Genomic DNA, 13,281 nt, shown 5'->3' with positions numbered 1-13,281 from the left:
GAGGAGGAGACTGAGCATGAGAAGCATAGAGAGAGGATTGAGCCGCGCGCTGAAAGCCGCGCTTCTGGCAGGCGCCGGCCTGTGCATCGCGGGCGCCGCTGAAGCCGCCGACCCGATGGTGAAGGCCTGCGCCAAGGACGGCCAGTTCGTCATCGGTTTTTCGCAGGCCAACAACGCCGAGCCCTATCGCCAGCATGTCAATGACGAGCTGACGGCGGCGGCCAAGGAAGTGCCGGGCTTCACGCTGCAGATCGCCGACGGCGCCGGCAACGTCAACACGCAGACCTCGCAGGTCGACAACTTCATCACCCAGAAGGTCGATATCCTGTTGATCTCGCCCTTCGAGGCCGCGCCCCTGACGCCCGCCGTGAAGCGCGCCATGGATGCCGGCATTCCGGTGATCGAGCTCGATCGCAAGACGGTGGGCGACCCCGGCAAGGACTACACGGCCTTCATCGGCGGCGACAATTTCAAGATCGCCCAGGAAGCCGGCAAGTTCACGGCAACGAAACTGCTGCCCGATGGCGGCGAGGCGGCGGTGCTGGAAGGCCTGCCGAGCTCGACGCCGGCGGTGGAGCGGCTCAACGGCTTCAAGGAAGGCGTGAAGGCCAATGCCAAGATCCAGATCGTCGCCGAGCAGGCCGCCGACTGGGTTCCGGATAAAGCCCAAACCGCCTTTGCCGCCATGCTGCAGGCGCATCCGGACATCAAGGTGCTCTATGCCTCGAACGACATGATGGCGGCGGGCGCGCTGCTGGCCGCCAAGGGCGCCGGCAAGGACGTCAAGATCATCGGCACCGACGGCTTGCCGGGTCCGGCCGGCGGTATCGAGGCGGTGGCCAAGGGCGACTGGGCGGCGACCTTCACCTATCCGACCGGCGCCAAGGAAGCGATCGAGATGTCGAAGAAGATCCTGCTCGACTGCGCGACTTCCGTTGAGCCGACGGTGACGGTGGACACCACCGCAATCACGCCGGAAAACGCCAAGCAGCTGGCCGAAAAATAGGGCAGGGCTCTACAATCGAAGGCATTGCGACAAGGCCCCGGCGACGGGGCCTTGTTTTTGGGGCAGCGGACCCCGTATCTGGCAGGAATTGGAAGGAACAGTGCTCTTCTGGCCGAACGGATCGCCCGCCAGGGTGGTGACAAGGCGCGCGGCGCGTGCATTGTTGCGCTGGAACCTGCACCGATCGTGGGAGGAAACCTTGACCGAATTCGCAACCATCCTGTCCATCCTTGGCGTTTTCCTGCTCGGCGCGATGAGCCCCGGGCCGAGCTTCGTCGTCGTCTCGCGCATCGCCGTTGCCGGCGAGCGCACCGACGGCCTGGCAGCGGCGATCGGCATGGGCATCGGCGGCTTCATCTTCGCCACCATTGCGGTCGCGGGCCTGACGGCGCTGCTCGTCCAGGTCGCCTGGCTGGACATTTTCCTGCGTGTCGCCGGTGGCGCCTACCTGTTGTGGATCGGCATCAAGATCTGGCGCGGCGCTCATGAGCCGATCGAGATCGCCAGCGACGCATCGGCGCGCGCTGGCTCGTTCTGGCGGGCGCTGCGCCGCGCGCTTCTGGTGCAGCTCGCCAACCCGAAGACCGCGATCTTCTACGCCTCGATGTTCGCGGCCATGCTGCCGGCCTCGCCGCCGCTCTGGATGCTCTTCGTCCTGCCGCCGCTGCTCTTCCTGAACGAATTCGTCTGGTACGCGGTCGTCGCCTTCGCCTTTTCCGCCAGCCGCCCGCGCTCGGCCTATCTCAGCACCAAGCACTGGATCGACCGCGCCGCCGGCGCCGTCGTCGGCGCGCTCGGCCTGAAGCTGATGTGGGAAGGCATGGCCGCCGCGCGCCGCGGTTTCAGCGGATGAGGTGAGGTCGGGGACGGCAGGGAGCTGCAATCGCATAGGGCGCTCCCCCGCTCCGTCTCGGCGCTGCGCGCCGATCCACCTCTCCTCCGCGCGGTGCGGGTGAAACACTCAAGCTGCAGTATGCCGCGTTCCTTCGCGCCCCCCTCTGTCCTGCCGGACATCTCCCCCACAAGGGGGGAGATTGGCTGTTTCGGCGCCTCGCTCATTTCTGCAACGGTCGAGATTGGCGAAGGCCGGCGTGACATCCGATCTCCCCCCAAGTGGGGGAGATGGCCGGCAGGCCAGAGGGGGGCGCTGTCCCGCCGACCTATCCGCACGCAGGTTTCCTCGCGCCGTCAAAGCGGGGAAGAGGTGGCCGCACAGCGGCTGAAGAGGTACTTGGCGCCGCGCATGCGATTGCCCGACCGAGCGGATGTGCCGCCTGTGACCTAGGTCATCCTGGCGAACGCGGTGAAACCTTCTGATTTCCAGGCCGTTGTCGGCCTGATGTCTCAGGCTAAACGCAAACCGGAACCGCCCGGCGCCAAACCAAACGGAGCAGCGAAGGCGCGCCCAAAAAAGCCGCGCCCAGGAAAATCGCGCCCCGAGAAACGCGAAGAAGAGAGCCGCGAAGAGAAGCCGCGCCCGCAAAAATCACACGAAGAGAAATCGCACGAAGAGAAATCCGCCGAACAAAAGCCCGCCGAAGCCGCGCCGGAGGTCAACGGCCAGGCCGCGCCGCCGCCGCCGGAGTCGGTCGAGCCCAGTCCTAAGCTGACGCCTGAGCGGGCCGAGCAGGCGCGCAAGAAATACCTCTTGCGGCGCTTCTGGATCAGTGGGCGCGGCTATTGGGGCCGGCACGGCGACAAGCTCGCCTTGCCGTTCACGGTTCTGCTGTTCATCCTGATCTGCGTCAATGTCGGCTTCCAGTATGGCATCAATGTCTGGAACCGCGCGTTTTTCGATGCCATCGAGCAGCGCAGTGTCCACACCGTCTATGTGCTAAGCGCCGTCTTCGTGCCGTTGGTGGCCGGAAGCGCCAGCCTTGTCGTCGCGCAGGTCTACCTGCGCATGACGATCCAGCGCCGCTGGCGCTCATGGCTCACCACCGCCGTCATAGCGCGCTGGCTGGCCAGCGGCCGCTACTACCAGCTGAACCTCGTCGCCGGCGACCACACCAACCCTGAGGCCCGCCTCACCGAGGATTTGCGGATCGCCACCGACGCGCCGGTCGATTTCATCTCCGGTGTCCTCAACGCGTTCCTGTCGGCCTCGACCTTCATCGTCGTGCTGTGGACGATCGGCGGCGCGCTCACCTTGTCGATCGGCGGCGCGAGCCTGACCATTCCCGGCTTCCTCGTTGTCACCGCGGTCATCTATGCTGCCATCACTTCCACCTCGATGGTGGTCATCGGCCGCCATTTCGTGCAGCTCTCCGAGGTGAAGAACCAGGCGGAAGCCGAATTCCGCTATGTGCTGACGCGCGTGCGCGAAAACGGCGAAAGCATCGCGCTGCTCGGCGGCGAGGCGGAGGAGCGCAGCGGCATCGACAGGAATTTCGGCCATGTGCTGAGGCAATGGGCGCTGCTGACTGGACAGCACATGCGCACGGCGCTGGTGTCGCAGGGGGCGAGCCTGTTCGCGCCGGTCGTGCCGGTGCTGCTGTGCGCGCCGAAATTCCTCGAAGGCTCGATGTCGCTCGGCCAGGTGATGCAGGCGGCGTCGGCCTTCGCCATCGTGCAGGGCGCCTTCGGCTGGCTGGTCGACAACTATCCGCGCCTTGCCGACTGGAACGCGTCGGCCCGCCGCATCGCCTCGCTGATGATGTCGCTCGACGGGCTGGAGCGCGCGGAACGGAGCGAGGCCTTCGGCCGCATCCGGCACGGCAAGACTGAAGACGGCGCGATGCTCTCCCTCGACAATCTCTCCGTGACGCTCAACGACGGCACCGGCGTGGTCAAGGAGACCGAGGTCGAGATCGAACCGGGCGAGCGCGTGCTGGTGGCCGGCGAATCCGGTACCGGCAAGTCGACGCTGGTGCGGGCCATCGCCGGCCTATGGCCATGGGGCGGCGGCCGCGTCGATTTCCACGCCGACAGGCGGCTGTTCATGCTGCCGCAGCGTTCCTACATCCCCACCGGCACGCTGCGCCGCGCCGTCGCCTATCCCGCCGCCGCCGACAACTGGCCGGTCAAGAAGATCAGCGCCGCCCTCGACAAGGTCGGCCTCGATTATCTGAAAGACAGGCTCGAGGAAGAGGCGCCCTGGGACCAGACGCTGTCCGGCGGCGAAAAGCAGCGCCTCGCCTTCGCGCGTCTCTTGCTGCACTGCCCCGACATCGTCGTGCTGGACGAGGCGACCTCGGCGCTCGACGAGAAGAGCCAGGACAAGATGATGCAGACGGTGATCCGCGAGCTGCCCAAGGTCACCATCATCAGCGTCGCCCACCGCGCCGAGCTCGAAGCTTTCCACAGCCGCAAGATCACGCTGGAGCGCCGCGAGGGCGGGGCGAAGCTGGTGAGCGATGAGGCGCTGGTGCCGCGCAGGCGCAAGCGGAGCCTGATCAAGCGGGCGCTGTGGGGCAGCGGGACGCGGGGCGGACGGGCGTGAAGCGGGCGAACTCAATACCTGCCATCCAGATAACTACTACGTTGGAAGGAGACGGTCCCTAAGCCTTTTGCGGAGCTTGGCGCTGCCGAGAGTGCTTTTCTATCATGGCTCTTTGGCGCGGCATCCGGCCGCGCGGCACGGGTCACGGAGAGCAATAGCGGCGAGGGGCGCGCAGCCGGTGGGGTTCAGTGATGAACCATGTGCAGGGTACCCAATCAGCATGCTTCCATCGTGACTCCACCTTTATTCGACGACGGCTTTCGAGTTTACGTCCTGGAATGCGTGGCGGCGGGCGGAGCCCCGCGCTATGCCTCATTTCGCTATGCCTCGTTCTGCTGCTGGGACTTCCGGCGAGGAGCCAGTCGACGGCTGACGACAGACTAGGCCCGGGAGACAGCATCGAACTGCACGTTTGGCACTGGACTGTTCTGCGCGGCGGCATTTTGGAAGGGTTGCAACTCAACCGAAATTTCAGCATCGATCCGACCGGCAAGGTTGACCTTCCAAATATCGGGAGCGTTGACGCCGCGGGCCTGCGCCCGGACGAGTTGGCAAAGCTGATTGCCGATCGCCTGCAAGCCAGGAGTGGCCTGCCCGAGCGGCCGGAGACGACCGTCGAGCGCATCCTTAAGCCGGCCATGGAAACGACGGATTCCGTGGCATCCACGGGCGACCAGTCAGCACCCGAACCGTCAGCCGTTGCCGAGGCCAACGGCAATCCGTCACCCGTGCCCTCGCAGAGCCCCGACATCGCGACGGAGCCGGGCACCGCATCACCGGGCGGGTTCGAGCCGCCCGCGGAGCCGGCGCCCATGGTGCCAGAGGCGCCCAAGCCGCCAGAGCCGCCCAAGGAAGCTGCGCAAGCGTTGCCTGGCGAGCAGGAGCAGGCTTTGCGCCGCGAATTGGCGGCGGCACGTTCGGAGCTGGACGTCATGCAGCGCAACGCGCGCGATAGAAGTGCTGAGGCACATGCAGTGGCCGACAAGGCGGCCAAACAGGCACAAGACCTGGAAAAGCAGCGGCAGAAAGCCAAAACGCTCGCGCTCGATCTGGAGGCGGCGAGACGCGTCATCGAAGGCTTCAAGGCCAAGGCCATTGTCTGGGACAACGAAAAGGCCGCTATGCTTGAAGCGGATCGCTCAGCAGAAGCCTCTCAGGTTGCTGTTCAGCGGGCGCTTGATGAGGAGCGGCACAGGGTTGAGCTCCTGGAGCAGGAACTCGCCGCGTCCCGCCAGGCCATCGACGCGCTGAAGACGGGCGCGAATCTGGCTGCCGCCGGGCGGGCCAACGCCATAAAGGACCGGCAGGTGGCCGAAGCCGCATTGAAGCAAGCTGGCGAAGCGCTGGCGCTGGAACGCCAACGGGCGGATGCCGCCGCACGCGATCTCGACAGCGTGCGGATGGAACGCGACGCTTCAAGAGACACCGCGGCGGCGTTGAGCGCGGCGCTGGAACAAGAGCGTGAAAGATCGATCGGCCTGGCCCGCAGCCTCAGTGCAGCGCGGCAGGCAATGAGCATCGTCAAGCCTGATGCCGGGCGTCGCGTGGTGGGCGTCAAACGCAGGGCGAAAGCGCCTGTCCCCGCAAGTTCGCATGCAAGGATGTCGGAGCGCCCCCTCTCAGAGCACTCTGCGCCTGCGCGCAAACCGCCGGACAAGCAGAGGGTCAAGGTCCAAAAGCCACCGCAACCTGATCTGGAGGTGACCATAGCTCTTCCCGCACCGTTGCTCCCGACGCGGCCACTGGAGCCCGACCCTCGCTGGTGAAGAACAGTGAGCCGCAACTATGCCGCAGGAGAGTGTGACCATGAAAAAATACGTCGCAGCCGCGTTGGCGATCGGGATCACAATCGGGCCTGCCTCGGCTGTTGACGTCGGCGTAGGCGGCACGGTTGGCGGTATCGGGGTCGACGCTGGAGTGAGCGCCGGTTCGCAAGGCGTGTCGGCGGGCGTGGGCGCGAGCGCCGACGGCATGGGCGGAGCAAACGTTGGCGCATCGACCAGCAGCAGCGGATCGCTCGGCGCGGGAATTAGTGCCAGCGGCAGCCTGGGCAGCACAGGCACAGGCGTGTCGGTGGATGCGGGCGCGAGCGCCGATGGTGTCGGTGGAGCAAACGCTGGCGCATCGACCGGCGGCGGATCAGTCGGCGCTGGTGCCGGCGGCAACCAGGGCGGCATAGGCAAAGGCGTGTCGACGGGCGCCCGAGTGGGCGACCATCCTTCCGCCCAAAGAGGGCCGCCTGCCTCTGCCCGGCGCCGGGCCGCAGCAGCCCCCGCTTTGGCCAGGACCGCGGCACAACTCATCGATCTGCCGCCCGTGCTCAGACCTTCCGGATCGTCCAACGGCGAGCTCCGGCGGGTCGCCAAGGCGCATCCTTTTGGGTCTCTGCCACCTCTGAAAGCGAAACCCGGTACGCCGGATCACGTGGTGCGCGCCTGTCACGCCGCGATCATGACCGCCGCGAAGCCCCTTGGCGCCGTGCGTGTCTACGCGGCAAGCGCAGGTCCCGCGCGTCAAGGTCAAAGCGGAATTTCGGCGCCGATCGCGGTGCGCATAGACTACGCAAGGCAAGGCGGCATTGAAATCCGGCAGGCGCGAGTCGGCTGTCGCCTCAATGCGGCGGGGATGGTCACCGAAGTGATCTAGCGCAGGAAGCGGCCTCTGGCCGTTGCCGGTCTTCCCGACAGTTGCAGCCGCGTAAGCTGCGTTGGCCTTGGAACGCGGTATGGCAATCGCATATGGCAGCGCCAGCCCCCGCTCCGTCTCGGCTTCGCCGAGCCACCTCTCCCCCACTTTGTGGGGGAGAGGAACCCAAGCTTTCGAAGGCCGCGCCTTCTGCGATTGGCGTTTCCTCGCCCCCATGAAATGGGGGAGAGGTGGCTCGGCGCGCAGCGCCGAGACGGAGCGGGGGCTGGCGCTGCCATATCCGATTGCGATGCCCCGCCGGCTGCAGACAAGGCGCCCGCGCTTCGGCTAGAGTTCTACCGGGCGCAAAAATCATCAAAGGGGAGCATCGCGATGAACGAATCCACACCAAGACCGCTTGCGGAGATCGCCAGCTATCACGCCCATATCTACTATGACGGAGAGGCGCAGCGGCAGCATGCCGAATGGCTGCGCCTGCGCATCGGCGAGCGTTTCCGCGTGCGCCTCGGCAATTGGCGCGACGAGCCGGTCGGCCCGCATCAGCAGGCCATGTACCAGGTCTCCTTCGCCAACGAGATCTTCGCCACGCTCGTTCCGTGGCTGATGCTGAACCACGGCGGCCTGAGCATCCTCATTCACCCGAACACCACCAACCCCAAGCGCGACCATACGGTCGACCCGATCTGGATAGGCCGGCCGCTGGGGGTGCATGGCGAGGTTCTCGGCGAGGAGGATGAGGCGGAAGAGGCGCTGGAGGTGAATACGGAGCCGACGCTGGGGGTGTAGGGGTACTGGGCTCGACGAGAATGACCGCCATCTAGCGACAAGACGTTGTTCGGCGGATGAAAACAGCACTAGCCTTCGGCTCTCGATAATCTGTGATCGGTCGTGGTACTGCCTCTTGAACTTCTTTCCTTCCAAAACGTGGTGGAAAGTGTCGAGTGCGACTTTCGGAGGGGATCAGAACGCGCAAATCTGCAGTCATCTCAATTGGGTTGGAAATAATGCCCGCTGTATCACCTGTTGAATGGGACATCGTAGAAGCGCGTGTGCAGGCAGCGACTGTTAGGTACGGTTTGACGAATCCGTCTCGGGGCTTCTTGTACCTAGCGCTAGAGCAGTTCTTCCCAGATCGGTCGGCTGACTATCCTGAGACGATCGTTGATGGTGGAAATGACCTCGGTGTTGATGCGATCGAGATATTAGAGGGGGAAGACAGAGCGCAGATATTCCTTTTCCAGTCGAAACATCGAACCTCGTTGAAATCGACAGATCGGACGATTAACGACGGTGAGGTTTTGAGGATTGCATCCCTGCTGCATGCACTCTTTGAAAAAGAATCACGCCTTCTGGCCACCGGCAACCTTCCACTAACGGAGGCCGTGACTCGCGTCTGGGATCTTCACAGGCGAGGAGTTATTTGTCGCTATCGCGTCGTTTTCTGCAGCAATGGGAAAGGCCTTTCGGGATCGGCTCAATCGATTTTGGATAGTGCGCTGCAATCGATGGGCAATGTGGACTACGAAATATACGGCCCGTCCGAGATCATGCGCGATATTGGTGCAGCCGGGCGCGAAAGCGAAATCGGAAATCTTCAGGTTGTAGGCAAGGAGGCTTTTGAGAGGAGTGACGGTGACATTCGTGGCGTGATCGCCTCAGTTGACGCACGATCGTTTGTCGAGCTTATCCAAACAGCAGATAAAAAATCTATCAAAAGACATCTGTTCGACGAAAATTTGAGAATTTTTCTGGGAGCGAATGGAGGATACAATGGAAACATAATTCAGACGGCGACATCTGAAGATAGTCATCTATTTTGGTACTTAAACAACGGTATAACGATAACATGCAAGGATTATGCATATAACAAAGGTCATTCCAATCCCATAATCAGAATAGAGGATTTTCAAATTGTCAACGGCGCACAGACGTCGCATTCATTGATCGAGGCATACAGGCGATCGCCGGAAGCCTTCGACAATGTAGTGTTGATGGTTAGGATATACGCTACCAATCGGAGCGATATCGCTGAAAGGGTAGCAGTTGCCACCAATAGCCAAGCCAGGATCCAAGCGCGTGACCTGCGAGCGAACCATCCGGTGATGAAGAAATTGGAGATCGCGTTTCAGGATCACGGTTACTTTTTCGAGCGAAAAAGGAACATGCATGCAGATCGCGACCCTCGCAAAAGAATCGACGCGTTAAAGCTCGGGCAAATCCTGCTTTCGTACCAGATGGGTGAACCGGACCGGGCCAAAGCAGATTCGGATACAATCTTTGGAGATCGCTTTCATATGATCTTCCATGAACACTACGTTGTTGAAGAGCTTTGCCGGATAGTCGAGTTATACAGGCTGATTGAGGAGATGCGTGACAGCCTCGTAACGCAGCAGAGGGACGCTATAGAGCCGACAGGTGAGCGGCAATATCTCATATATGGTCACTGGTTCGTGCTCTATGCTGCTAGGCTAATTCTGTCGAACAAAGAGAGGAAAATACCGACCGGTGACGAAGCTGGCGATCTTGTCTTTGAGGCTCTGTCTTTAGTAGCGAGGGCCTGCGCGAGAGTGAGAAGCACTGCACAGTATCAACTTTTTCGAAGCTCGAAGACGAAGTATCGCATCATTGCAGAACTGGAAGGGCGTCAAATGAGCTTGTTCGATCTGTAATTGGCTGCATTTTTGTCACTGATAAGAACTAAACCCGATGGATATTAAATGCTTTGCACGCTCGCGAACAATTTTCCCGATTTCATCGCGGGGTTCTTAAATCAGGGGCTCGCGCTTCGTCGACGTTTTCGCGAGGAAACGGTAACTGACCTGCTCATGGGCAGTTTAATGACGGCCGCTCTTGGTCGAGTTATCGTTGAATTTCCAAATGAGCCACAAACCGGCGCGGACATGGAGTGGAACTTTGTGGATCCCCGAAAGAGAACTTTCTTCCGTCTAATAATTCAAGCTAAACAAGCTTATGGCGACGGTGAAGTATGGTCAAGGCATTGCTACCGGGAAATTTATCACTCGTCCAGACACGGATCTACGCTGCAAGCACAAACACTATGCGATACTGCTCGTAGGAGCATTGCTACCTATCCTATTTATCTATTATATCACACTCAATTCACCATAGACTTGGCAAGATCAACCGGTAATTTAAATATCCAGGGTGTCAACGTCGCTGACGGTTTCGAAATTGAACAACTAGTGAAGGCAGCTAAGGGACGGACACTGCGCACGCGGAACCGCAGTCTAAAGACTATTGCACCATTGCTGCTTCCGCTCTCCAGCCTTTTCTGCCCTGCGAGTTCGCAACCGCTGTCTCCCACCGCATTTGCAGGCGGCCGTTCAACTCTTCTTTTGCTACAAAGTTTTGGTGGACGTGCGTCCTTAGGAATCCCGATGCCGCCTGACCCTGAAACAATGCGCGGCCGGATAGTAAAAATTCGTGAAGCAACAAGAAGTCGCGCAGGCGAAGAGCTGAAGCAGGATACAGCATATGCCGAGTGGCCTGATGTCCCGCAAGTCTCCGATAGCATACCCGAGGATATCGAAGAAATCGTAGAGCGCAGGGAGGCATTACCCTCGACGTATCTTGATAGGTGGCGCCTTACGTTCGTTTCGACTACTGCTAACCCAGAGAGCGCATAGTGGCACGCTCATTGATCGCTAACCTATTTCCTCCTGTCACAATCAAAGATGTCATAGGGTGGGAAAATGGGCGCTAAAGATGACCAAATAGAAATTCTACGATATTTGCATAGACGCGTGACTACAGGAGATACACGATACTGCACAATTCCGACCATTATTAAAAATAGCGGACTTAACGCTTCCAACCAGTACATTCTGGCGCTCACGGATGATCTTGAAGCGGCTGGATTGGTTATTACTCGTCAGGCTTACCAGATGGCCGGTGGCCGATTGTTTCAGATTACTGCCGCTGGATTCGATGCCGTCCAGAATGGCGAAATGCCAATCACGGTAGATAGCGCGGCTTGGACCGGCCGCTTTAATCTGTCCGAATATCAGAAATCTGAAATCCGACGAATTCTGGGAGAAATGCGGGTAGTCATCACGTCTGCCAAGCTCTCAAACTCTAGAACGGCCAACGCAATGGCCTTGATCGAGTCTGCGGAGAAGTTAATCGAGACTCCGGACCCACTCTGGCCCGAGATCATGCGTCTTTTGCGGTCTCCGGCGCTTGCTGGGGTGGTAGGAATTGCCGGACTTGTAATGGCTGTGGTGCAAATCTTGATGGCAGCAGCAGGTTCATAGAGTCTGGCCATACCAATCCGCGAATTCCGCCGGGCTTGTGATCTAGGTTCAATCTCCCTCAGGTTCGGTCTTGTCCGGTTTTGCAGTCCAAACCAGGTGCGTCTTGTCGCCGATCTCCGCCAAAATCTTGCCAACGTCCACAGGGACGTAGTGGTTAGTAACTGAAGACATGGGGTGGAATTCAGGGGTGTAACTAGTAACTTGCCCACTATCGTCGCAGAACAAGTGGGCTGCTCCAGGAAGCATCTCCATCGGCAGGGGAATTTTCGCGTTGGGGTTGTGATAGACATTAATTCCTTCGATCCAGTCCTCCTCATAACCGGCGGCGTTGACGATAACTTTGAAGAATTTTGGGTATTGCGCATTCGGATCGTGATCGAGCATCATTCCCTCGCGGGTAACCAGAACACGCTTCGAGCCAAATTTGCCGAGAACCCCCATTCGGTTAAACTTCGCGATCGTTCCTGCGCTGCTTGATATAACCGCACTCACATTCTCGGCGTCCGGCAACCTGAAAAAGCCTGAGGGAATGGATTTGTTGCCCCACGTGTGTTGGTCGACACGCTGTGGCAAAATCTTAAGATTGCCGCTCTGGTCAGTTTTTGCGGTGTGGTCGTATCCGAACAGATATCGTTCAAGCGCTGACTGTGAACGGACCATGGACATCGGCGAAGAGAAGTCGGCCACCGCGAGAACAAATGGTGCGCCTTTGACGTGATCTTGCTCCCAGTATTTCTTTTTGAGTTTTGAGTAGAGCGGGCTGCCGAATTTGATCGGCATATATTCTTTCAAAAATTGCTCCATCTCCTCGCGCGTTTCGGTTGGCGGTGGAGGGACAATTTCGCCGTTCTTTACGGTTGGCCCGACGGTTACAGCTTCTATGAAAAGCGGTCCGAGAAGCCCAGAACAACAGAAATCGGGTGTGCTATGCTCACGGTTGAGGGCATATCCGGCCTCGATCAGCACAGCAAACAGATACAGTTCCCAAATTCGCTGGTCGAAGCCGGTCGTCTGAAATTGCTCAACGAAATTGCCGTCGACGTCGTCATACCATCGCATCATTGGGTCGATTATCTCAAGAGCCGGCGAATACCCTTCATTTGTTGTGAGTTGCAAGAATGACGGATGAAGCCGGTCCATGTCGTTTAGATGGCCAAAAAAGTCGACCGGCTGCCCTTCCTCATCACCCTGATAGTGCGACTCTAACTGAGCACCAGCGGCCTCGCGCATCCCGGCGAACAGCGTCGCCCTAGCTTCTTCGGGCGTCGGATGGAACCCCGTGACATTCACACCTCGAAAACGCAGTTTCTGGTCTCTTGCCAAGACGATGCCGCCGAAGTCCTGGTCAGCAATATCCTTTGTCGCGATGCCAATTACATCACCGCCGTCGACTTCGAAATAGGCCAGTTCGTCAAGTATAAGCAGTGATTGCGGCAAACGTGCATAGCCGCCAAGAGCATTGAAGCGCGTCAGTGAAATTTCATTTATTTGTAACTTATCCATATGCGCATCGTCGCATACAAATTATAGGCATGCCATCCTAATATTCTAAATCACTTTACAAGAGTGATCCCGAAGGCAATTGCTTAAGGCACCTCGCGCGATGCGTCGGACCTGAAGAGAGACCGGGTCTTCTCTCACACTCATCCCCCCGCCAACCGCGGCAGCAGAAACACCTCCGCCCCCGGCGGCAATTCCTTCGACCAGGTATCCCGATAGATCGTCCCGTCGATCGCGACAGCGATGCCACGATCGATCAGGGGTTCGAAGGCGGGGTACTGTTCCGAAAGTTTGCGGAACAGTTCCCTGATGTCCTTGGCCTCGATGTCGACCTTGCTCTTGCCTCCGGCGGCAGCGCCCAGCGAGCCCCAGAGCGTCACTTCGACCATTAGAGCAAGAACCTCATTTCGCTC

General features: G+C 59.9%; 11 protein-coding genes. 9 read left to right on the top strand and 2 right to left on the bottom strand.

Going from position 1 to position 13,281, the window contains the following annotated elements:
* Nucleotides 1–16: 16 nt before the first annotated feature.
* The 9 genes from AC4FWB_RS23885 to AC4FWB_RS23845 all read left to right on the top strand — a co-directional run bounded on the left by AC4FWB_RS23885 (nucleotide 17) and on the right by AC4FWB_RS23845 (nucleotide 11,368).
* Nucleotides 17–1,006: a substrate-binding domain-containing protein gene (locus AC4FWB_RS23885; RefSeq protein WP_491028691.1), complete on the top strand. Its 990-nt coding sequence runs from the start codon at nucleotides 17–19 to the stop codon at nucleotides 1,004–1,006.
* A gap of 199 nt (nucleotides 1,007–1,205) precedes the next feature.
* Complete coding sequence (locus AC4FWB_RS23880) at nucleotides 1,206–1,859, top strand: LysE family translocator (protein WP_491028690.1); 654 nt, start codon at nucleotides 1,206–1,208, stop codon at nucleotides 1,857–1,859.
* Nucleotides 1,860–2,345: 486 nt separating this feature from the next.
* Nucleotides 2,346–4,448 carry an ABC transporter ATP-binding protein/permease gene (locus tag AC4FWB_RS23875; protein WP_491028759.1) on the top strand — a complete coding sequence of 701 codons (2,103 nt, stop codon included), beginning with the start codon at nucleotides 2,346–2,348 and terminating at the stop codon, nucleotides 4,446–4,448.
* Nucleotides 4,449–4,639: 191 nt separating this feature from the next.
* Entirely contained in the window at nucleotides 4,640–6,214 is a 1,575-nt protein-coding gene (locus AC4FWB_RS23870) for a polysaccharide biosynthesis/export family protein (RefSeq protein WP_491028689.1), read from the top strand.
* Nucleotides 6,215–6,254: 40 nt separating this feature from the next.
* Entirely contained in the window at nucleotides 6,255–7,094 is an 840-nt protein-coding gene (locus tag AC4FWB_RS23865) for a hypothetical protein (RefSeq protein WP_491028688.1), read from the top strand.
* Nucleotides 7,095–7,466: 372 nt separating this feature from the next.
* Nucleotides 7,467–7,880, top strand: coding sequence for a DOPA 4,5-dioxygenase family protein (locus tag AC4FWB_RS23860; protein ID WP_491028687.1), 414 nt, complete (start codon nucleotides 7,467–7,469; stop codon nucleotides 7,878–7,880).
* A gap of 218 nt (nucleotides 7,881–8,098) precedes the next feature.
* A complete protein-coding gene (locus tag AC4FWB_RS23855; protein ID WP_491028686.1) occupies nucleotides 8,099–9,763 on the top strand; it encodes an AIPR family protein in 1,665 nt (554 codons plus the stop codon).
* Between the two features lie 48 nt (nucleotides 9,764–9,811).
* Complete coding sequence (locus AC4FWB_RS23850; RefSeq protein WP_491028685.1) at nucleotides 9,812–10,741, top strand: DUF6615 family protein; 930 nt, start codon at nucleotides 9,812–9,814, stop codon at nucleotides 10,739–10,741.
* Between the two features lie 66 nt (nucleotides 10,742–10,807).
* Nucleotides 10,808–11,368 (top strand): hypothetical protein, encoded by a 561-nt coding sequence (locus AC4FWB_RS23845; protein WP_491028684.1) that lies wholly within the window; start codon nucleotides 10,808–10,810, stop codon nucleotides 11,366–11,368.
* A gap of 48 nt (nucleotides 11,369–11,416) precedes the next feature.
* Here AC4FWB_RS23845 and AC4FWB_RS23840 read toward each other — a convergent pair whose 3' ends face one another.
* Complete coding sequence (locus AC4FWB_RS23840) at nucleotides 11,417–12,871, bottom strand: hypothetical protein (protein ID WP_491028683.1); 1,455 nt, start codon at nucleotides 12,869–12,871, stop codon at nucleotides 11,417–11,419.
* A gap of 140 nt (nucleotides 12,872–13,011) precedes the next feature.
* Nucleotides 13,012–13,257: a MoaD/ThiS family protein gene (locus tag AC4FWB_RS23835; protein WP_491028682.1), complete on the bottom strand. Its 246-nt coding sequence runs from the start codon at nucleotides 13,255–13,257 to the stop codon at nucleotides 13,012–13,014.
* Nucleotides 13,258–13,281: the final 24 nt, after the last annotated feature.

The organism is Mesorhizobium sp. LEGMi-168a, assembly GCF_058312955.1.
This window is presented reverse-complemented; position numbering and strand designations above follow the sequence as displayed.